Here is a 19,950-nt window from a genome sequence, read left to right as displayed (position 1 = left end):
TGCGCGGCGCGCTGGCAGTGGGGTTTGTGTCTTTGTGGCGCGGGTTTTGCCGTTCGGTGTGTTTGCCTTTTCGCTGGCATCTGCGATTTGCCTTTTGGCTTCATGCGCCGCGGTTTGGTTTGCTTGCGTTTTCGCTGGCATCCGCGCTTTGCCTTCGTGGTTCAGGCGTCGCCCCTGTGCGGGGCGGCACCTACTTTTCTTTGCCGCCGCAAAGAAAAGTAGGCAAAAGAAAGCGGCTAACACCGCCAGTTCTAGTTCCTGCCTGAGGGCCCCCAACGGATCTTACGCTTCACACGGCAATCACGTGACCCACGTTCGTTGCCAGCGCTCTTGCGGTGCGCCTCACCCGCTTCACGCACCCGCGCTTCACCATGCCGTGCCAGATAGTCCACCGCCGCCCAGGTGGCAAACTATGTGTCGGCTTCCTGTGCCTCGCACGCCTCACTTCGGACCCGATAGCGCACGCTCCACCCTGTAAGAGCGCCGAGCTATACGCCGCGACAACCTACACACAGTTTGCCACCTGGGCGGCATATACCATTCGCTGCCGCTGGCCTGAGTACGGGTATTCGAAGCGGATGAGGCGCACATTCAAAGCGTTGGCAACGCACGCAAATAGAAATGCTGCCGTGTGAAGCGTAAGACCCGTTGGGGGCCCTCAGGCAAACACAAGAATTGGCGGTGTTAGCCGCTTTCTTTTGCCTACTTTTCTTTGCGGCGGCAAAGAAAAGTAGGTGCCGCCCCGCACAGGGGCGACGCTTGAAGGGGTAAGTCATCACGCGGATGCCTGCGCAAAGGCCAAAACACCGAACGGCGACGCATGAAGCGCGAAGACAAAACGCGGATGCCCGCGCAAAGGCCAAAACACCGAACGGCGACGCATGAAGCGCGAAGACAAAACGCGGATGCCCGCGCAAAGCCCAAAACACCGAACGGCGACGCTTGAAGCACGAAAGCATAACGCGGATGCCAGCGAAAAGGCCAAAACGCCGAACGGCGCCGCATGAAACGCGAAGGAAAAACGCGGATGCTAGCGAAAAAAGCAAACCGACCGATCAGCGACACCCGTGCCGCGAAAGACAGAAACGCCCATAGCGTCGCAGACAAAAAACCAAAACCGAACCTCAATGCTCGTCCAACGACCCCTGCGCATTGAAATGCGCCCGAATAGTCTTGGTGTAATGCAAAAAAGCGGGCGTAGCCATAACCTCTAACGACCTCGCCCGAGGCAACTCAATATCATAAATCGCAGCAATAGCACCAGGCCGCTCCGACATCACCAAAACCCGGTCAGAAAGAAACACCGCTTCCGGAATACTATGCGTAATCAAAAGCACAGTCTTCTTCGACTCCAACCAGATCCGCTGCAACTCCATATTCATACTTTCCCGCGTCATCGCATCGAGCGCGCCGAACGGCTCATCCATCAACAGCACGGCTGGCTCGTGCAGCAGCGCGCGACAGATAGAAACCCGCTGCTGCATCCCACCCGATAACTGCCAGGGGTATTTCTCCTCGAATCCACCAAGCCCCGCCATGGCAATCAGCTTCATCGCCTTCTCGCGCGCCTCGCGCTTCGGCATACGCCGCATCTCAGCCTGCAGCAAGATATTGTCCAGCACATTCCGCCACGCCAGCAGCACAGCACTCTGAAACACAATCCCGACATTCTTCTGCGGCCCGCGAATCGGCTGCCCCGACAGCGTCATCGTCCCAGACGAAATCTCTTCAAGCCCCGCAACCATCTTCAACAAGGTACTCTTGCCGCATCCAGACGGCCCCACAATCGACACGAACTCCTGCTCGCGGATCTCGAAGTCGAGCGGCCTGAGCGCCTGCATCATCCCCTGCGCGCTACGGTAGCTCTTGGTGACGCCGCGTAACTCGATCAGCGGTTTCGCAGGCATCGGTACGGACGATCGGTAATGCTTTTCATCAAGCTTCAGTACAGTGGTCATAGCGGGGCCGGTTTCAGATGAACAATAAGGAAGGGCGCGATGGTTCAGGCGCGGCTCAGGGAACGAATGCACCCGTGTAATACTTCGCGGGTACGTTCGCCGACGGATCGAGCTTGCTGTACTGCACGATCGAGGCCACCGAATCGTTGATGTTCTTCGTGCTGACATGGAAGATCGGCGCCTGCTCGGTGTCTGGCGTGCGGTAGAACGGAATCGTCGCCTTGAGCGTGCGAATCATCGTGTCGCGCGAGCCAGCTGCGGGCAGTGTCTTCAGCAATGCATCGACGGCGGCAGCAGGGTCCTTCTCGCTGTCGTTCACCGCCTTCGCGGTCGCGCGCATGAAGCGCTTGAGCAGGTCGGCGTTGTCCTTGATCATGTCGTCGCGCGCGATGATGCTCAGCGTCGCGACATTCACGTTGTAGTCGGCAAAAAGTATCGCGCGCGCCGGCTTCTTCGTGGCCTGCTCGACGGAGATGAGAGGAATGGTCGCAAAGCCGACGAGCAGATCGGTCTGGCCCGTAATGACCGCGTTGATGGTGGTCTGCGGGTTGCCCGTGATGGTCTTGAAGTCGGAATCCTTCAGGCCGACCTTGTTCATGAACATCGTCCAGAGCTGCGACGATGCATCGCCCGGCGCGACGGCCACGGTTTTACCCTTGATGTCCTGCGGTGTCTTGATGTTCTTTTCCGCAAGGCCGACCACGGAGGTCGGGTTCTCCTGCATCAGCACGCCAATCGCCTTGACGGGCGCACCCATCGCGGCCACTTTCACCATCGTGCTGAAGTCGGCGTAGCCGATGTCGACGTTATGCGTGGCGACGGCCTGCACGGTCGGCCCCGAGCCGTGTCCTTCCATCAGCTTCAGATCGATGCCTTCGGCGTCGTAGTAGCCCTTCACCTTGCCGAGGTAGAACGGTGCCACGGCGCCGTTGACCGTGTAGTTGAGCATCATCGTCAGCGAGTCTTTGGCATAGGCCGCCGTGCTGCCGCAACAGATCGCCGCAATGCTCAGCGCGGCTGCCATGCGCGATAACCTTCTGGACTTCATGTCGTCTCCTGCCTGGTTTTAATTGGGTATTCGAAGCGCGCGGAGCGCAACACTCGCATCACGCGCGGCCGAGCGAGCGTGTGCGGTGCGACGCATGCCAGGGAATCGCAATGCGCTCCAGCATGTCGATCGCGACGAACAGCAGCGCCCCGATCACCGACAGCACCACGAGCGCAGAGAAGATCAGCGGCTGGTCGAAGTTGCCGTTCGCGCGCTGCAGCACGAAGCCGAGGCCCGAGTTCGCGCCGACGAATTCGCCGACCACGGCGCCCACTACGGCGAGCGTGATCGATACCTTCATGCTGGAGAAGATCGACGGCAGTGCATGCGGCAGGCTGATCTTGAAGAACGTCTTTACAGGCGAGCTACCCATCGACTTCGCGAGATCAATCAGGTCTTTCTCGACAGACTTGAAACCCATGACCGTCGATACGACCACGGGAAAGAAGCCGAGCAGAAACGCGACCAATATGCGCGGAAAGAGACCGAACCCGAACCACACGACGAAAAGCGGCGCAATCGCCACTTTCGGAATGCTCTGCGAGAACACGACGAGCGGATACAGATAACTTTCTATCACCGGCGACGCGGCAACCAGCATCGCGATCGGCACGCCGATCAATACCGACAGTGCAAAGCCGCCGAGCGTTGCGTAAAGCGTCGGCAGCGACTCCTGCAGCAGCATCGACCATTGCGTTGCGATCTGACGCATGATCGCTTCGGGCGTCGGTACGAGGTACGGCGGGATCTTGAAGATGCGGATCACGAGGTCCCACGCGACGAGTATCGCCACGATCAGCAGCAGCGGACGGACCCACTGCGAGTTCAGCACTTTTCTGGTGAAGTTCACGGCATTCGACCTTACTGGTTGAGAGGCGGATAGAGAACCACGGGAGCGCGGACTCGCGCAGCGCGTGGCCATGGAACGGCACGCTCTGGCAGCAAGATTGACGGCGAGCCATGCGACGGGCAAACGCTAATTGTTCATGCCGCACATGAGAGAAATTCATCCCCACGCCACATGCGATGCACACAGGCGGATCGCTGCACATGGCTTAGAACGCCCGTTCGCAGCCAATGAATACTTTTCATGCGTTGCATGAAAGATCGTCGTTTGCCGCGTCATCCGCCAGCCAGCAATATCCCTCTGCGAGTTCGGAGAGCCGGACACCAGCCCATTCCCAACAGCATTTCGTAGCACCTCATTCGACAGCACCTGACAGCCTGCGGAGCACGCAATGAATCAACCGATCAGTCCCGATGTCGTCTCGTCCCACGTTACCGTGCGGGACGGCACGCGCATCGGCTACAACCTCTATGGCGGAAAAGAAAACACGGTGCGCGTGGTCCTCGTGCATTCGCTCGCGATGGACCGTCACTTCTGGACGCCCGTCGTCGAGCGGCTGATGCCGCGCGCGGCCGTGCTCGCCATCGATGCACGCGGCCACGGCGCGTCGGACAAGCCGGCCGGCCCGTACACCGTGTCGCTGTTGGCGCAGGACGTGTATGACGTGGTGCGCGCCACGGACTTTCGCAACGTGCTGATCGCGGGTGCGTCGATGGGCGGCTGCGTCGCGCTGGAGTTCGCCGCGACCTATCCCGATACGATTGCCGCGGGCCTGATCGACACGACCGCGTGGTACGGCGAGACCGCGCCACAAGACTGGGACGCGCGCGCCCAGAAGGCGGAAGCGGGCGGCCTCGCACCGCTCGTCGAGTTCCAGACGACGCGCTGGTTCAGCGACGCCTTTCGCGCCGAACATCCCGACGTCGTGCAGCGCTGTGTCGATACGTTCTTGCGCAACGAAGTCGCGCCGTTCGCCGCGACAGGCCGCATGCTCGGCTCGTTCGACGGGCGTGCGTTGATGCGCGACGTGCGCGTGCCGACCTGCGTGATCGTCGGCGAAGAAGACTACGCGGCGACGCCCGCGATGGCGCGCGCGCTGCACGACGGTATCGCCGGTTCAACCTTCACGGAAATCCCGCAGGCACGGCACCTCACGCCGCTCGAGACGCCGGATATCGTGGCCCGCGAATTGCACGCGCTGCTCGATCGCGCCGGCTGCGCGCGCTAGGCCCATTCAGAAACAAGGAGTGCATTAGATGATTCCGTTTGAGCTCGCCAGGCCCCGCTCGCTGAACGAAGCGATCGCGCTGCTCGATCCGGAAGACCCGGATATCCGCCCGGTCGGCGGCGGCACGGCGGTGATGTTGATGATGAAAGCGGGCGTGCTGCGGCCGACGCGCCTCGTCAGCCTGCGTGATATCGAGCCGCAATACGCGCAGGTTCGGGCCGGCGCGAACGGCGAGCTGCGTATCGGCGGGCTCACGCGCCTCGCGACGCTCGAACATTCGCCGCTCGTGAAGGAAGGCTGGCCGCTGCTGTCGCGGACGTTGCGCACGCTGTCGAACGTGCGGGTGCGTAACGTCGCGACGATCGGCGGCAACCTCGGCCACGCCGATCCTCATATGGACATGCCGCCCGTGCTGACGTCGCTCGGCGCGCGCGTGACGATCACCGGTCCGAACGGCGAGCGAACGGTGCGCGTCGAAGAACTATGCACGGGCTACTACGAAACAGTGCTGGCCCGTGACGAGCTGATCTCCGAAGTGATCGTGCCGCCGCAGGCGGGTCGTCCGGCCGCCTATATGAAGGTCACGACGCGCGCGGCGCACGACTGGCCCGCGCTTGGCGTCGCTGTCGTGCTGGACATGAAGGGGCTGCAGATCGATCGCGCGAGCGTGATCGTCGGCGCGGCGACGGACCGTCCGACGCGGCTCACGCAAGCCGAAGCGCTGCTGCGCGGCGCCTCGCCCGATGATTCCGCGATCCTGCGCGACGCGGGCGAAGCGGGCGCGGCGCAACTCGACATCGTCGGCGACCCTCACGGCTCGGCGAGCTACAAGAAGCAATTGCTGAAGGTCTATCTGGGCCGCGCGGTACGCACGGCGCTCGCCGCCGCAGAAGGCCGCGCTACCCCATTCGAGGGTCATGCCTGATGAAGATTGAAACGACGCTGGAAGAACAGCCAGCACAAAAACAGGTGGGCCGCGCGTTGAACCGGCTCGAAGCGCGCTCGAAGGTGACGGGCCGCGCGGAGTACATCCACAATCTCGTGCTGCCGCGCATGCTGTACGGCAAGATCTTTCGCAGCACGGTTGCGCACGGCAGGATCGTCAGCATCGACACGAGCGCTGCGCGCGAGCTGGAAGGCGTGTTCGCCGTCTACACGGGCGAGGACGTCAAAAAGGTGATACCCGAGCCGTATTTCGGCCCGGCATTTCACGACCAGCCGATTCTCGCGCTGGAGAAGGTGCGCTATATCGGCGAGGCCGTGGCCGTCGTGCTCGCGGCGGATCCGCATGTCGCCGAAGAAGCGACGCATCTGATCATGGCCGAGTACGAAGAACTGCCCGCCGTGTTCAACGAGGTCGAGGCCGCGCAATCGGACGTGCTGGTACACGATTTTCTGCGCCCGGCGGGCACGTTCCCCGATCTCAAGCATCTGGCGGGTCGCAAGGGCACCAATGTCGCGCTCGACTTCCAGTTGCGGCGCGGCGATGTCGACGCTGCCTTTACACAAGCGGCGCACGTGTTCGAGGACACGTTCACGACGCAGCAGGTCATGCACACGCCGCTCGAGCCGATGGTGTCGCTCGCGGAGCCGGACCTTGGCTCGGGAATGTTGACGGTACACACGGCGTCGCAAAGCCCGTCGTTCGTGCGTATCGAGATTGCGCGCCTGCTCGGCTGGGATGAGAACCGCGTGCGCGTGAAGTCGGGCCTGCTGGGCGGCGGCTTCGGCGCGAAGCTATATATCAAGCTCGAAGCGCTCGTGGTCGCGATGGCGATGCTGTCGCGGCGCGCGGTGAAGATATCGCTAACGATGGAAGAGCAGTTCTTCACGATCACCAAGCACGCCACCACCTTCCGCATGAAAACGGCCGTGAACGAAGCGGGCCACATTACCGCGCGCAAGTGCGAAGTGTGGTGGAACGGCGGCGCGTATGCGGATATCGGCCCGCGCGTCACGCAGAAGTCGGGCTTCACCGCGTCGGGTCCGTACGATATCGAGAACGTGTGGATCGATTCGTATCAGGTGTACACGAATCTTCCGCCCGCAGGCGCGTTTCGTGGCTTCGGCATTCCGCAGATGGTGTGGGCGTACGAGAGCCACGCCGACATGATCGCGCGCGCGCTGCGCATCGATCCGCTCGAATTCCGCCGCCGCAACATTCTGCGCGAAGGGCGTCCGCATGCGACGGGCACGCCGATGCACGATGCCGCGATTGACCTAGTGCTCGAACGCGTCGCGCAGCGGATGAACTGGAGCGCGCCGTTCGAGCGCGGCACGGGCACGCTGCGGCGCGGGCGAGGCATCGGCATCGGCTTCAAGGCGCTGGTTGCGCCTACAACGTCGGTTGCGATGGTGAGCCTCGCGGGCGACGGCAGCTGCACGGTCTATTCGAGCACGGTCGATATGGGCCAGGCGTCGGAGACCGCGATCGCGCTGATGGCGGGCGACGTGCTGGGTATTCCCGCCGAACGCATCAAGGTGATGCGCCCCGACACCGACGTCACGCCGTACGACATGGCGACGCTCGGCTCGCGCTCGACCTTCCATATGGGCCACGCGGTGCGTCTCGCCGCCGAGGACGCGAACCGCAAGCTCGCCGAACTCGCCGACGAACTGGGCTTGCCGCCCGTGCCCGCGATTCGCGCGGGCGAACTGCTGCGCCGCAAGTACGGGATGCAGGCGGGGAATATCGTCGGTATTGGCAGCTTCATTCCCAGCTACAAATCGCCGGCGCACGAGACGGGGCAATCGGAAAACATCACGCCGAACTGGATGGTGGGCGGCTGCGGCGTCGAAGTCGAAGTGGATACGGAGACAGGGCATTTCAGGCTGCTGCGCTTCGAGAATGTCGTCGATTGCGGCACGCCGATCAATCCGAAGGTCGTCGATACGCAGATTTCCGGCGCGGCCATCATGCAACTCGGTATCACGCTGTTCGAGCGGATGGAGTTCGATGAAGTGGGGCAACTGCGCAATGCGTCGTTTGCCGAATACAAGATTCCGGGCATCCACGACATTCCGGCCAGGATTGGCCGCGAGACCGTCGATTCCGTGCAGCACAACGGGCCGTTCGGCGCGAAGGGAGTCGGCGAAAGCGCGACGTTCGGCGTGGCGTCGGCGATTGCCGAAGCGATCGAGGATGCCGTCGGCGTGCGGCTCAAGTCGCTGCCGCTCACGCCCGAGAGTGTCTACCGCGCGTTGCGCGCCGCGTGCAACGAACCGCTATCCGAGGAATAATTCATGAGTGCCACTTCCATCACGATTCATTTCACGCTGAACGGCGAGCGGGTGAGCGCCGAGATCGAGCCGCATCACACCATTCTCGAGGTGCTGCGCCAGCAGTTCGCGCTGTACGGCGCGCGAGAAAGCTGCGGACAAGGCTTGTGCGGTTGCTGCACGGTGATCGTCAACGGCGAGAGCGTGTCGGGGTGTCTGTATCTCGCGGCGATGGCCGACGGCGGCGAAGTCAGCACGGTCGAACATCTGGATGCGGACGGCGAGCTCGACGTCGTGCAGCAGGCTTTCATCGAATGCGGCGCGTTTCAGTGCGGCTTCTGCACGTCAGGCTTTATTCTGATGAGCCGTCAGCTGCTCGATCGCAATCCCGATCCGACGGAATCCGAGATCAGGCATTTTTTGTCGGGTAATCTGTGCCGTTGCGCGGCGTATCCCGAGATCATCGAGGCAGTGAAGCTCGCTGCGAGGATGCGCAAGTCGGCGGGTGCTGTGCCGGCGTAACGCGCCACGCGGCTACTGCACCACATAAGAACGATTGCTTCGCGTGAGGTGGGAGCTAACTCCCATCCACAGCCTGGCATGGGACAGGAGATGGTCGATGCAGCAACCCCTGGAGGAGACGTCCGGCGGCGTGCGCGCGCAGGCACGCGACGCCGACGCGAACGTCGTGTGGTATCGCTCGATCAACCGGCAGCAGTGGAGCGCGCTCGCCGCGTCCAATCTCGGCTGGTTCTTCGACGGCTATGAGACGTATGCGCTGGTGCTTACCGTAGGCGTCGCGCTCGGCCAGTTGCTCGAGCCGGCCGCGCACGCGCAGATTCCGTTCTATGCGGGGCTCGTGATCGCGCTGACGCTGCTCGGCTGGGGCATCGGCGGCCTCGTCGGCGGCATACTGACCGACTACATCGGCCGCAAGCGGATGATGATGCTCGCGATTCTCGCCTACTCGCTCACGACGGGTCTGAGCGCGTTCGCGTGGGACTGGACGTCGTTCGCGGCACTGCGCTTTATCGTTGGCCTCGCGATGGGCTCCGAGTGGGCGACGGGCACGGCGATGACCGCCGAAATCTGGCCCGACCGCCATCGCGGCAAAGGCGCCGGACTCATGCAGTGCGGACTCGGTATGGGCTTTTTCATCGCGTCGCTGATATGGCTTTTCATGAGCGGTACGGGCGATCACGCGTGGCGCTACATGTATCTGATCGGCGTGCTGCCTGGGCTCGCGACGCTGTGGATGCGCGCGGGCATTCCCGAATCGACGCAGTGGGAGCGCGTACACGCGCAGCGCAAGGCCACGCGCGAACGCAAGAAAGCGGGCGCGTCGCTCGACGACCGCGAACAGGCGCTCGCGCGCTTCACGCTGAGCGATCTGCTCGCCGACCCGAAGCTGCGTCGCAGAACGTGGATCGCGGTGTTGATGTCGCTCAGCACGACGCTCGGCTGGTGGGGCATTTCGACGTGGGTGCCGCCTTATATCGGCGCTGTGGCGGCGCATGCCGGCCTGCGTGCCGACCAGTGGGCCAGCTTCGCAGGCATGGCTTACAACGTCGGCGCGATCGCGGGCTATATCGGCCTCGGCTTTCTCGCCGATGCCTATGGACGCAAGCGCATCACTTGCCTGTTCTTCGCGATGGCGTTCATCATCACGCCCGTGCTCTTCATGTGGACGCACGATGTTGCGTTGCTGCTCGCAGTCGCTTGTGTGTCGGGCTTCTTCAGCCTCGGCCAGTACACGTGGATGCCGACGTGGCTGCCGGAACTCTATCCGACGCGCGTGCGCGGCACGGCGATCGCGTTGTGTTTCAATGTTCCGCGTTTTCTCGCATGGACGGGGCCGCTCGTCGCCGGCACGCTGATCGCCCGCTTCGGCGGCTATGGTCATGCGGCCGTGACGGTCGGCTTCATCTATCTCGTCGGTCTGGTGCTCGCGCCATGGCTGCCGGAGACGCGCGGCAAACCCTTACCCGAACAGGTCTGACAATGAACTTTATTTTCACCGAGAAGGCGCCGTCCCCGGGCGGTCACTATTCACAAGCCACGCAGGCAGGCGGCTTCACGTTCGTCTCGGGCATGCTGCCCGGACCCGGCGTCGCCACCGACGGTCCCGACAACTTCGAGCGCCAGGTGCGCGCGACGCTAGCACACTGCCGGAACGTGCTCGAGGAAGCGGGCTGCGGGCTGACAGACGTCGTGCAATGCACCGCGTATATCGTCGATGTGAAGAACTGGCCGGAATTCAACCGCCTGTACGCGGAGTATTTCGGCGCGCACAAGCCTGCACGCGCCGTCGTGCCCGTGCCCGAACTGCATCATGGCTTTCTCGTCGAGTTGCAGATGGTCGCGTATCGCGCCGCCTGAACGGGGCGGCTTGACGGAGGAGACGATGGACAGCATCGACGTGAGCGTGCTGCATCACGCCGTCGACTGGCTCAAGGCGGGACGACGCGTCGCGCTCGTGACGGTGACGCGCACGTGGGGTTCGAGCCCACGGCCCGTCGGCGCGTGGCTCGCGATGCGCGACGATGGCGTGGTGAGCGGGTCGGTATCGGGCGTCTGCATCGAAGACGATCTGATGGAGCGCGCCCGCGCGCAGATACTGACGGGCGAGCGGCCCGAAGTCGTGACCTATGGCGTCAGCGCGGAGGAAGCGCGGCGCTTTGGCCTGCCGTGCGGCGGCACGATGCAACTTGTGATCGAGCCGCTGGCGGGGGATGCGTCGCTGACAGCGATGATCGAACTGCGCGATCAGATCGCGGACGGCAATCTGATCGCGCGCGAACTGGATCTTGCGAGCGGGCGCGCGCGGCTGCGCCACGCATTGCCCGACGAGCAATTGCGCTTCGACGGTAAGACGCTGGTGAGCGTGCATGGTCCGCGCTATCGGTTGCTCATCATCGGCGCGGGCGACCTGTCCCGCTTCCTGGCCGTCATCGCAAGCGGGCTCGGTTATCAGGTGACCGTGTGCGATCCGCGCGAGGAATACGCCGATGCGTGGTCGATGCCGGGCGTGCGCATCGTGCGGACCATGCCCGATGACACGGTGCTCGACATGCGTCTCGACGGGCACAGCGCCGTGGTTGCGTTGACGCACGACCCGAAGCTCGACGATCTTGCGCTGATCGATGCGCTTCAGACCGACGCGTTCTACGTCGCGGCGATCGGCTCGCGCCGAAACAGCGACGCGCGGCGTGAACGGCTCAGGCTGTTCGAGCTGAACGACGCGCAGCTGGCGCGGCTGCATGGCCCGGCGGGTATCTATATCGGCAGCAGGACGCCGCCGGAAATCGCGGTGTCGATTGCAGCGGAAATGACGGCCGCGCGGAATGGCGTGAGGCTGCCGCATTCGCTGGAGGTTGCGCAGGCGAAGCGCGAACTGGAACCGGGCGCGTTGTGTCCGGTGCTGGCCGAGGCGCACTGAACCGGGCGCGGCGCGCCTATTCGCACTCCGGTTCGGACAGATCGCGCCGCGAATTGACGATCTGCCACCACTGCTGACGCAGCGCGTCGCGCAGGATCTTGCCGCGCGCGCTGCGCGGCAGCGCTGCGATCACGAAGACTTCCTTCGGTAACTTCTCTCGCGCGAGATGCTCGCGGCAATGCGCGCGCAACGCTTTTCCATCCGGCGCGGCGCCCGGCTGCGCGACCACGAAGCACACGGTTTCCTGTCCGTACACGGGGTCGGGCACACCCAGCGCCGCGACGTCCTGGACCTGCGGATGCGCGCGCATCACGTCTTCGATTTCCTGCGGCACGATCTTGACGCCGCCGCGAATGATGAGGTCGTCCATACGGGCGGCCATGCGCACGAAGCCTTGCGCGTCACGCGCGGCGATATCGCGGGTGAACAGCGGCGTGCCGCGTATCGGCAGCAGCGAGCCGTCGCGTTGCAACACGCCGAGCGCGAGCTTCGCGCCGTTCACCACGACCTGGCCTTCGACTTCGGGGCCGCACGACACGCCTTCGGGATCGACGATATCGAACGCGATGTGCGCGGCCGGATAGCCGACCGTGCCGATCTTGCGCCGCTGTAGCCGGTTGCCGCACATCCATCCCGCTTCCGACGATCCATACAGGTTCAGGATGCGGATGCCGTATAACTGTTCGAATCGACGCCACTGAACGGGCGACAGCGGCGCTGTGCTGCATGTCATCGCGCGCAGCGAGGCGAAGGTGCCGACAGGCATGTCGAGTGGCGCTTCGAGCAGCATATTGAGCACCGTCGGCACACCCGCGCACACCGTGACTTGCTGCTCGCGAATCCAGTCGCCGAAACGGCTGCGCGAGAAGCGCCGCGCGACGCACAGCGTCGAGCCAAGTTGCAGAAAGGGAATGAAGCTGAGTATCTGCGCGGAGTACCAGTCGAATGAACGGTATTCGAGCATGCGGTCGTCGCGGCTCAGGCCGAGCAGGTCGATGCTGTCGAGTCCGTTGAGCCAGTAGCACGCGTGGTCGTAGACGACGATCTTCGGGATGCCCGTCGTGCCCGACGTGCAGCACATCGACGCGATATCGCTTGCGTCGGATACGGTTGCGGCGTCTGGCAAAGGCGTCGTGTCGAGCGACTGTGTATCGCCTGGCTTGAGGGCGAGGTTGATTGAATCGTCGCCGCGAATAGCGCGCACGCGATCCGGCAATGTCCATGAAGCAAAGCGCACCACACGCACATGCGCGCCCGCGACGTCCGTATTGGCCGCGTCGTCGGGAAACACGACGAGGTCAGGCTGAATTGTGTCGAGCAGCTTGCGCGCCGTCTCATGACCGATGAAGAGCACGTCGAGCGGACACACGATTGCACCAAGGCGCCACGCGCCGAGCCACAGCAACAGCTTGTCGGGCGCCTCACAGTCGGCGAGCACGACGCGCGTGCCCTTCGTTACGCCGCGCTGCGCGAGTTGCCGGGCGATCGCGTCGACGGCTTGCGCAAGCTGTTCGAAGCTCATGCTGACCTGCCCGTCGACATCCACGATCGCGGGCTTGTCAGGCGTTTCCAGCCGGTGCTGTTCGAGCAGAGCGGCAACGGTGCGCCAGGTCGGATCGGCTACGGGGTGACGGGCGCTCGACATGAACTCAGCAAGGCTCCGGCACGGACGGCGCCATGACGCGGCGCGGCGTCGCCGCGCTGTCCGGGGCATGGTTTTCGCCGAGACGCGCGAGCGCCCATTCGCGGAATAGCTCGACCTTCTTCGTGCGCGCCTTGTCGTTGGGCGACGAGACGAAATACGCGGAACTGGACGGCACGCGCACATCGAACGGTGCTACGAGCTTGCCGCTCGCCAGATCGCCGTCGACCAGCGGCGTGCGGCCAATGGCAATGCCGACGCCGTCGCAGGCTGCGGCGAGCGATGTCAGTTGCAGGTGGAACACCGACTCGCCCGCGAATTCGACGGGCTCGCGCACGGCGGCTTCGAGCCACGCGGGCCAGTCGTCCTGATACATCGAATAGAAGTAGGTGCGAATCTGCCGCATGCGCGCTAGACCTTCCGCGACCGAGCCGAACTTGCCCGCTTCTTCGAGCACGGCGGGCGAGCACACGGGAAAGAACTCCTCGCCATGCAGCCGGTCCGAGCGCGCCGACGCCCAGCGGCCGGAACCATAACGGATCGCCACGTCGTAGCTGTTGCGGTCGAACTCGTTGAAGGTGGAGCTGGTGGCGACGTGTACCGTGATGTCGGGGTAAGCGCGCTGGAATTCGGGCAGCGCGGGGATCAGGCACTTGACCGCGTAGGTGGGCAGGCACGTGACCGTGAGCACCGTGCTCGGCTTTTTCTTGCGCGCATGCGCGGTTGCGATGGACAGCAGATTGATCGCCTCGTGTACGGAGTCGAGATACTCGCGTGCGGCAGGCGTCAGCGTCAGGACATTGCGGCGGCGCACGAACAGCTTCACTTCGAGCCGTTCCTCGAGCGTTTTGATCTGATGACTGATGGCCGTTTGCGTCAGCTCGAGTTCCTGTGCGGCGCGGGTGAAGCTCAGGTGTCGCGATGCGGCCTCGAACGCAAGCAAGCTCTGCAGAGAGGGTATGTAGGGTCTCATCTAGATGTCAGCGCCATACAAGTCACCTGGTAACGGATTGTAGCGGGTTTCATCGGCGGATTCCGATGCGCTGCGCGGCCGTGCAAGCGCCCGGCGGCTGCCCAGGCTGAAAGCCGCCGGATGCACGGATGATCGGCTCGATACGACCCCTGCGGAAATGAAACTTTTTCATGCCGGCATGAGAAAAGTTAGTTTGCGCATGCCGAAAGCGCTCATGCACTCTTGGTCCCATTGGACGAAGCGTCCTCTATTGGCCCAGATGAATCAATTGTTGCAAACCCGGAACATCCGATATCCAGCGGTGGTGTGCGGGCGATCCGCGGCCCTGCACGCGGTTTGCAACGCACGCTGTGCAAGGACAACAAGAAGCGGCGAGCGGGACGTGCCGTTCGCTCGCAGAAGGGAGAATAACGATGGACATCGATGTGCTGGAAAATCCGTTTCTTGCCAGCCTCGGCATGACGCGTAGCGACTGGCGTGAAGGCTACGCGGAATTTCGCCTGGAGCTCCAGCCTGAATTGCTGAATCGACAGCGCGTGCTGCAGGGCGGCGTCGTGGCGACGTTGCTCGACGCCGCCTGCGGGTACGCGGGGCTGTACAGCGCCGACCCGCAACGGCCCATTCACGGCGTGACCTTGTCGTTGACGCTGAACTTCCTCGACAAGGGCGTTGGCTCGACCTTGATCGGCAGAGGCATTCTCGAACGCAAGGGCCGCTCGATCTTCTTCGCGCGCGGCGAAGCGTGGATCGATTCGAAGACGCTGATCGCTACGGCACAGGGCACGTTCAAATACGCGGGCGGTTATGGGCGGCGCGAGCCATCGAACCCGCCGGGCGGCGAACTCGACTGATTCGCCGCATCGCATGAATCCTTCTCATCCCCGACATGAACGATGGTCGTTTGCGCCGCGTATTGCGTTGCTTCAATGTTGCGCAATGTTGCGATGGGGCAGCTTTCGGGCGTCGCGCTACCGGCATGTAACGCCCGTCAGAAAACGCAGTACAAGGAGACATAGGACGTGACAAAGAACTCGAACACTCATTCGCTGGATCTGCGTGCATGGCTTGACGAGGCGCGCGCGCTCGGCGAATTGACCGACGTATCGGGCGCCGACTGGAACCTGGAGCTGGGCGCGATCAGCGAGCTGAACGTGAAGAAGGAGCGGGCCGCCGCGCTGCTCTTCGACGACATTCCCGGTTATCCGCAGGGACACCGCGTGCTGACATGCAGCACCGCGAGCCCGGCGCGGCTTTCGTCAATCTTGCGCGTGGGACATCAGGCCACACATCGCGCGCTGGTGGAGACACTGCGCGGCAAGCCGAAGCAATGGCAGGCCCATGCGCCGGAATACGAACCCGTGACGACCGCAAGCGGTCCGGTGTTCGACAACGTTCAGTCAGGCGCCGACGTGGACCTGTTCTCGTTTCCCGCGCCGCTGTGGCATGAGAAGGACGGTGGCCGTTACATCGGCACGGGCTGCATGGTCGTCACGAAAGATCTCGACTCTGACTGGATCAACGTTGGCACCTATCGCGTGATGATCCACGACAAAAATCACGTCGGCCTCGACATGATTCCGGGCAAACACGGCGCGATCCAGTACGACAAGCACATGAAAGCGGGCAAGCCGTTCCCGGTTGCGATCGTGATCGGCTGCGACCCGCTCGGCTATCTGATTTCGGGCATCGAAGTGCCGTTCGGCATGTGCGAGTACAACTACATCGGCGCGATCTTGAAGCAGCCCGTTTCAGTGGTGAAGGGGCAGTTGACGGATCTGCCGTTTCCGGCTGCATCGGAAATCGTGATCGAAGGCTATGCGCATCCCGGCGACGTGAAGATCGAAGGGCCGTTCGGCGAATTTCACGGCTACTACCCGGGCAAGGCGGAGACCGCGCCCGTCGTGACGATTGAACGCATCTACTACCGTAACAACCCCATCATCATGGGCAGCCCGCCCGCGAAGCCGCCCAACGACTATTCGTATTCGAAGGCCGTGATGCGCTCGGCGCTGCTCGTCGATGCGCTGCAGGCGGCGGGCGTGCCGGACGTCGCGGGCGTGTGGGCGCATGAGATCGGCGGCGCGCGCATGTTCAACGTCGTCGCGATCCGCCAGCGCTATGCGGGCCACGCGCGGCAGGCAGGACATATTCTCAGCCAGTGCGGCGTGGGCGCGTACATGTCGCGCTATTCGATCGTGGTCGACGACGATATCGATCCCGCCAACCTGCAGGAAGTGATGTGGGCCGTCGCAACACGCACGGACCCGGACATCGATATCGACATCGTCAAACGCGGGATGGGTTCGAAGAACGACCCGATGTCGATCGCGAACCCGTACAAGGCGCCGTTCAATTCGAAGGCGATCATCGACGCATGCCGTCCGTTCGATTTTCTTCACGAGTTTCCGCAAGTCGCGGAAGCCAGCAAGGAATTGCAGGAAAAGACGCGCGCCAGGTGGGAACACATTCTCGGCTGATGCGGCGCGAGAGGTACTAAGCGGCGCGGCCACGCGCCGGATACAGATCATGCAGGCCGCCGTCTTTTCTGGCGCGCAGACAGACGCGCCTTTGACGGCGGCTGACAAGGAGAATGACAGATGGAACTGACAGGCGAACAGATTCTGCCGCTGCCGCGCGAACGCGTATGGGCCGCGTTGAACGACCCGGAGATTCTCAAGGCATCGGTGCCGGGCTGCGAGTCGTTCGAACGCGTCGACGACAACCAGTTTCAGATGGTGATGGCCGCGAGTGTCGGCCCGATCAAGGCGCGCTTCAAGGGCAAGATGGTGCTGACCGATTTGCAGCCGCCGCAATCGTATTCGATGACCTTCGAAGGATCGGGCGGCGCGGCGGGTTTCGGCAAGGGCGGCGCGCATGTCGATCTGCTGACCGACAGCGCCGGCACGCGACTCGTGTATCGCTCGCATGCGCAGGTGGGCGGGCGTCTCGCGCAGGTCGGCGCGCGCTTGATCGACGGTGTCGCACGGAAGATGGCTGAAGACTTTTTTGGCCGCTTCACGGCGGCCGTCGTCGGTCCGCAGGAGCAGGTGGCCGTTGATGACGCGGCGATGCCGGCCGATAACGCATCGGGCCCGGCGACGACGCATTCGTCCGCGTCTTCGCAACCGGCGCGAAGCGCGGGCGGCAAGACCTGGACATGGGCCTTGGGCCTCGTGGTCGTGATTGCATTGATCGCCGTGTACGCGTTGCACTAACAAAAATAACGGCAGAGGAGACGACGATGCAAGAAAGCAATGCGCTACAGGGCGCAGTGAGACAGGAGGTCACGCAGACTGCGACCGTTCAGGCTACGGCGGATGCGGCGAAAGAGGCGCTGATCCGGCGCATCGAGAGCGTGCCGTTTTCGCGTTGGCATACGAAGGCGCGGATCATCATAGGCAGCGCGACGTTCTTCGACGCCTTCGATGCGCTGTCGATCGCTTTCGTGCTGCCCGTGCTGATCGGCCTGTGGCACATCGAGCCGCTCGAAATCGGCGTGCTGATCGGCGCGAGTTATATCGGGCAATTCGTCGGCGCGCTGATTTTCGGCTGGTACGCCGAGCGGCGCGGGCGGATTCGCAGCGCGACCATCGCGATTGCGATCATGTCGGTGATGAGCATGGGCTGCGCGATGAGCGGCAGTTTCGCGATGCTGCTTGTGTGCCGCTTCGTGCAGGGGATCGGCGTGGGTGGCGAGATGCCTGTCGCGGCGACTTACATCAGCGAGCTATCGAATGCGCACGGGCGGGGCAAGTACTTTCTGCTGTACGAGTTGATTTTCCCCGTTGGACTGATGGCGACGGGACAGCTTGGCGCGTGGCTCGTGCCGCTCGTTGGATGGAAGATCATGTTCTGGATCGGCGCGGTGCCGGGCCTGTTGATCGCGGTGCTGGTTTCCCGCTTGCCGGAGTCGCCACGCTGGCTGATTGCGAGAGGACGCCTCGACGAAGCGGAAACCGTCGTCAGCGCGATGGAAGCGAGCACCGATCGTCGCATTGCACCTGGTCCGAGGAAGCAGCCCATCAATGTTTCCGCGAATGCGCGCGCCGGCTGGCGTGAATTGTTGTCGCCGTTCTATCGCGGCCGCACGTTTGTCGTGTGGGCGCTGTGGGCGAGTGCGTTCTTCATCGCGAATAGTCTCAACAACTGGTTGCCTACGCTGTACCGGTCGTTTTATCACCTGCCGTTGCAGACGGCACTGCGCGCTGCATCGATGACGAATATTGCGCAGGTTGCGTTGCTGCTCGTTTGTGCTTATGTCATTGATCGCGTTGGACGACGCAACTGGACCGTGACGGCTTTCTGTGTTGCTGCCGTTCTGTTTGCGTGTCTTGGGCTGTTCGGCGCGCACGATGTATGGGCCGCGATGGTGCTCGGGACGTTGAGCTATGGGCTGATTGGGTCGATTGCGGCTGTGCTCTATCTGTACACGCCTGAGGTTTATCCGACTCGAATGCGCGCGACCAGCACAGGACTCGCGACTTCGTGGCTGCGGTTGGCGTCTGCTGTTGGGCCGTCGCTGGCCGGGTTGCTGCTGCATAAGCAAGGCATCGGTTCGGTGTTTGTGATGTTCGCGATGGTGGCCGTGTTTGGTGCGCTTTGCGCGATGAAGATGACGGAGACGCGGGAGCGGAGTCTGGAAGAGATTGCGCCTTAGATGAAGGGTGTTTGTTCGTCTGATCTGATCTGCAAGGAGCATTGCGACGAAGCGAGTGTGAACTGAATGTGAGGCGCGGCAAGGCGTCTGTCATCGACTGTAACGAGTTGCGCTTCGTGGTTGCGTGGCGTGCGCTGCGTTGTGCGCGTTTCTGGGGGTAAGATAGGGTTTACGCTAGAGCCCTATCGGAGGCCACCATGAAACTCATCGTTAGTGTTGCTGCGGTTTCTGCAGCGTTGTTGTTGCCACTTGCCGCGTTTGCGCAGTCGAGTGCGCCTCTTACGCGTGCCGAGGTTCGGCAGCAGGTTATTGAGTTGGAGAATGCGGGGTATAACCCCTCGACTTCGGATTCGACTGCTTATCCGGAGAATATTCAGGCAGCGCAGAGGAGGCTCGATGCCGCTAAGGCTGGCGGTGGGTATGGTGGGGTTGTTGATGGTTCTGGTACTTCTGGCGCGGGGCGCCGGTTTTATCAGGGGGATGATTCGCAATAGTCGTTGGTGTTTGCTGCGCACGCGGTTTGGTTTGCTCGTGTTTTCGCTGGCATCCGCGCTTTGTTAGCGTGCTTCACGCGTCGCCCCTGTGCGGGGCGGCACCTACTTTTCTTTGCCGCCGCAAAGAAAAGTAGGCAAAAGAAAGCGGCTAACACCGCCAACATTTCTTCTCGCCTGAGGGCCCCCAAAGGGTCCTACGCTTCACACGGCGGTGCCCTGGTCGGTGCTCGTTGCCAACGCTTCGAATGAACGCCTCACCCGCTTCGAATACCCGTACTCGGGCAAGCAGCAGCGAATGGTTTCCGCCGCCCAGGTGGCAAACTGTGTGTAGGTTGTCACGTCGTATAGGGTAGCGCTCTTACAGGGTGGAACGCATGTGCTATCGGTCCGAAGTGAGGCGCGCGAGGCACTACGGCCGACACACAGTTTGCCACCTGGGCGGCGG

18 protein-coding genes are annotated in these 19,950 nt (G+C 62.9%); 13 read left to right on the top strand and 5 right to left on the bottom strand.

Annotated elements, in window-relative coordinates:
- The first annotated feature begins 881 nt into the window (after positions 1-881).
- Positions 882-1,007 (top strand): hypothetical protein, encoded by a 126-nt coding sequence (locus BLT65_RS48420; RefSeq protein WP_279634458.1) that lies wholly within the window; start codon positions 882-884, stop codon positions 1,005-1,007.
- Between the two features lie 117 nt (positions 1,008-1,124).
- Here BLT65_RS48420 and BLT65_RS17565 read toward each other — a convergent pair whose 3' ends face one another.
- From BLT65_RS17565 to BLT65_RS17555, 3 genes are read right to left on the bottom strand one after another with little or no spacing between them, the layout of a single operon-like run.
- Positions 1,125-1,958 carry an ABC transporter ATP-binding protein gene (locus BLT65_RS17565; RefSeq protein ID WP_091779479.1) on the bottom strand — a complete coding sequence of 278 codons (834 nt, stop codon included), beginning with the start codon at positions 1,956-1,958 and terminating at the stop codon, positions 1,125-1,127.
- Between the two features lie 55 nt (positions 1,959-2,013).
- The gene (locus tag BLT65_RS17560; protein WP_091779478.1) at positions 2,014-3,006 is read right to left on the bottom strand and encodes an ABC transporter substrate-binding protein; all 993 of its coding nucleotides are present in this window, start codon (positions 3,004-3,006) and stop codon (positions 2,014-2,016) included.
- A gap of 58 nt (positions 3,007-3,064) precedes the next feature.
- On the bottom strand, positions 3,065-3,856 hold the full coding sequence (locus BLT65_RS17555; RefSeq protein ID WP_091779476.1) for an ABC transporter permease: 792 nt from the start codon (positions 3,854-3,856) through the stop codon (positions 3,065-3,067).
- A gap of 388 nt (positions 3,857-4,244) precedes the next feature.
- Here BLT65_RS17555 and BLT65_RS17550 point away from each other — a divergent pair, with 388 nt between their 5' ends.
- The 7 genes from BLT65_RS17550 (at position 4,245) to BLT65_RS17520 (ending at position 11,739) form a co-directional block, all read left to right on the top strand.
- On the top strand, positions 4,245-5,081 hold the full coding sequence (locus BLT65_RS17550) for an alpha/beta fold hydrolase (protein WP_091779475.1): 837 nt from the start codon (positions 4,245-4,247) through the stop codon (positions 5,079-5,081).
- 28 nt (positions 5,082-5,109) lie between these two features.
- Positions 5,110-6,006, top strand: a complete 897-nt coding sequence (locus BLT65_RS17545; protein WP_091779474.1) for an FAD binding domain-containing protein — start codon at positions 5,110-5,112, stop codon at positions 6,004-6,006.
- Positions 6,006-8,321: a xanthine dehydrogenase family protein molybdopterin-binding subunit gene (locus BLT65_RS17540; RefSeq protein ID WP_091779473.1), complete on the top strand. Its 2,316-nt coding sequence runs from the start codon at positions 6,006-6,008 to the stop codon at positions 8,319-8,321. The genes BLT65_RS17545 and BLT65_RS17540 overlap by 1 nt, the downstream gene beginning before the upstream one ends.
- Positions 8,322-8,324: 3 nt before the next feature.
- Positions 8,325-8,822: a (2Fe-2S)-binding protein gene (locus BLT65_RS17535; RefSeq protein WP_091779471.1), complete on the top strand. Its 498-nt coding sequence runs from the start codon at positions 8,325-8,327 to the stop codon at positions 8,820-8,822.
- A 97-nt stretch (positions 8,823-8,919) separates the two neighbouring features.
- Entirely contained in the window at positions 8,920-10,299 is a 1,380-nt protein-coding gene (locus BLT65_RS17530; RefSeq protein ID WP_091779470.1) for an MFS transporter, read from the top strand.
- Positions 10,300-10,301: 2 nt separating this feature from the next.
- The gene (locus BLT65_RS17525; protein ID WP_007586878.1) at positions 10,302-10,679 is read left to right on the top strand and encodes a RidA family protein; all 378 of its coding nucleotides are present in this window, start codon (positions 10,302-10,304) and stop codon (positions 10,677-10,679) included.
- A 25-nt stretch (positions 10,680-10,704) separates the two neighbouring features.
- Entirely contained in the window at positions 10,705-11,739 is a 1,035-nt protein-coding gene (locus BLT65_RS17520; RefSeq protein WP_091779468.1) for an XdhC family protein, read from the top strand.
- A 16-nt stretch (positions 11,740-11,755) separates the two neighbouring features.
- Here BLT65_RS17520 and BLT65_RS17515 read toward each other — a convergent pair whose 3' ends face one another.
- A complete protein-coding gene (locus tag BLT65_RS17515; RefSeq protein WP_091779466.1) occupies positions 11,756-13,384 on the bottom strand; it encodes a class I adenylate-forming enzyme family protein in 1,629 nt (542 codons plus the stop codon).
- A 4-nt stretch (positions 13,385-13,388) separates the two neighbouring features.
- The gene (locus BLT65_RS17510) at positions 13,389-14,354 is read right to left on the bottom strand and encodes a LysR substrate-binding domain-containing protein (RefSeq protein WP_042305179.1); all 966 of its coding nucleotides are present in this window, start codon (positions 14,352-14,354) and stop codon (positions 13,389-13,391) included.
- Positions 14,355-14,767: 413 nt separating this feature from the next.
- Here BLT65_RS17510 and BLT65_RS17505 point away from each other — a divergent pair, with 413 nt between their 5' ends.
- The 5 genes from BLT65_RS17505 (at position 14,768) to BLT65_RS17485 (ending at position 19,505) form a co-directional block, all read left to right on the top strand.
- Positions 14,768-15,205 carry a PaaI family thioesterase gene (locus BLT65_RS17505; protein ID WP_042305178.1) on the top strand — a complete coding sequence of 146 codons (438 nt, stop codon included), beginning with the start codon at positions 14,768-14,770 and terminating at the stop codon, positions 15,203-15,205.
- A 168-nt stretch (positions 15,206-15,373) separates the two neighbouring features.
- On the top strand, positions 15,374-16,831 hold the full coding sequence (locus tag BLT65_RS17500) for a UbiD family decarboxylase (protein ID WP_091779464.1): 1,458 nt from the start codon (positions 15,374-15,376) through the stop codon (positions 16,829-16,831).
- Between the two features lie 120 nt (positions 16,832-16,951).
- Positions 16,952-17,569 carry an SRPBCC family protein gene (locus BLT65_RS17495; protein WP_091779462.1) on the top strand — a complete coding sequence of 206 codons (618 nt, stop codon included), beginning with the start codon at positions 16,952-16,954 and terminating at the stop codon, positions 17,567-17,569.
- A gap of 26 nt (positions 17,570-17,595) precedes the next feature.
- Complete coding sequence (locus tag BLT65_RS17490) at positions 17,596-19,011, top strand: MFS transporter (RefSeq protein WP_091779460.1); 1,416 nt, start codon at positions 17,596-17,598, stop codon at positions 19,009-19,011.
- A gap of 197 nt (positions 19,012-19,208) precedes the next feature.
- A complete protein-coding gene (locus BLT65_RS17485) occupies positions 19,209-19,505 on the top strand; it encodes a DUF4148 domain-containing protein (protein WP_091779458.1) in 297 nt (98 codons plus the stop codon).
- Positions 19,506-19,950 lie beyond the last annotated feature (445 nt).

Source organism: Paraburkholderia steynii (assembly GCF_900100565.1).
In the GTDB taxonomy this organism is placed as follows: Bacteria; Pseudomonadota; Gammaproteobacteria; order Burkholderiales; family Burkholderiaceae; genus Paraburkholderia; species Paraburkholderia terrae.
Note: the sequence above shows the minus strand (reverse complement) of the source record. Positions and strands in the feature narration are given on the sequence as shown.

What these genes read in the sequence shown, in the direction of transcription:
- BLT65_RS48420 (WP_279634458.1), top strand. Translation starts at nt 882, where the DNA reads ATGAAGCGCGAAGACAAAACGCGGATGCCCGCGCAAAGCCCAAAACAC.
- BLT65_RS17565 (WP_091779479.1), bottom strand. Translation starts at nt 1,958, where the DNA reads ATGACCACTGTACTGAAGCTTGATGAAAAGCATTACCGATCGTCCGTA.
- BLT65_RS17560 (WP_091779478.1), bottom strand. Translation starts at nt 3,006, where the DNA reads ATGAAGTCCAGAAGGTTATCGCGCATGGCAGCCGCGCTGAGCATTGCG.
- BLT65_RS17550 (WP_091779475.1), top strand. Translation starts at nt 4,245, where the DNA reads ATGAATCAACCGATCAGTCCCGATGTCGTCTCGTCCCACGTTACCGTG.
- BLT65_RS17545 (WP_091779474.1), top strand. Translation starts at nt 5,110, where the DNA reads ATGATTCCGTTTGAGCTCGCCAGGCCCCGCTCGCTGAACGAAGCGATC.
- BLT65_RS17540 (WP_091779473.1), top strand. Translation starts at nt 6,006, where the DNA reads ATGAAGATTGAAACGACGCTGGAAGAACAGCCAGCACAAAAACAGGTG.
- BLT65_RS17535 (WP_091779471.1), top strand. Translation starts at nt 8,325, where the DNA reads ATGAGTGCCACTTCCATCACGATTCATTTCACGCTGAACGGCGAGCGG.
- BLT65_RS17530 (WP_091779470.1), top strand. Translation starts at nt 8,920, where the DNA reads ATGCAGCAACCCCTGGAGGAGACGTCCGGCGGCGTGCGCGCGCAGGCA.
- BLT65_RS17525 (WP_007586878.1), top strand. Translation starts at nt 10,302, where the DNA reads ATGAACTTTATTTTCACCGAGAAGGCGCCGTCCCCGGGCGGTCACTAT.
- BLT65_RS17520 (WP_091779468.1), top strand. Translation starts at nt 10,705, where the DNA reads ATGGACAGCATCGACGTGAGCGTGCTGCATCACGCCGTCGACTGGCTC.
- BLT65_RS17515 (WP_091779466.1), bottom strand. Translation starts at nt 13,384, where the DNA reads ATGTCGAGCGCCCGTCACCCCGTAGCCGATCCGACCTGGCGCACCGTT.
- BLT65_RS17510 (WP_042305179.1), bottom strand. Translation starts at nt 14,354, where the DNA reads ATGAGACCCTACATACCCTCTCTGCAGAGCTTGCTTGCGTTCGAGGCC.
- BLT65_RS17505 (WP_042305178.1), top strand. Translation starts at nt 14,768, where the DNA reads ATGGACATCGATGTGCTGGAAAATCCGTTTCTTGCCAGCCTCGGCATG.
- BLT65_RS17495 (WP_091779462.1), top strand. Translation starts at nt 16,952, where the DNA reads ATGGAACTGACAGGCGAACAGATTCTGCCGCTGCCGCGCGAACGCGTA.
- BLT65_RS17490 (WP_091779460.1), top strand. Translation starts at nt 17,596, where the DNA reads ATGCAAGAAAGCAATGCGCTACAGGGCGCAGTGAGACAGGAGGTCACG.
- BLT65_RS17485 (WP_091779458.1), top strand. Translation starts at nt 19,209, where the DNA reads ATGAAACTCATCGTTAGTGTTGCTGCGGTTTCTGCAGCGTTGTTGTTG.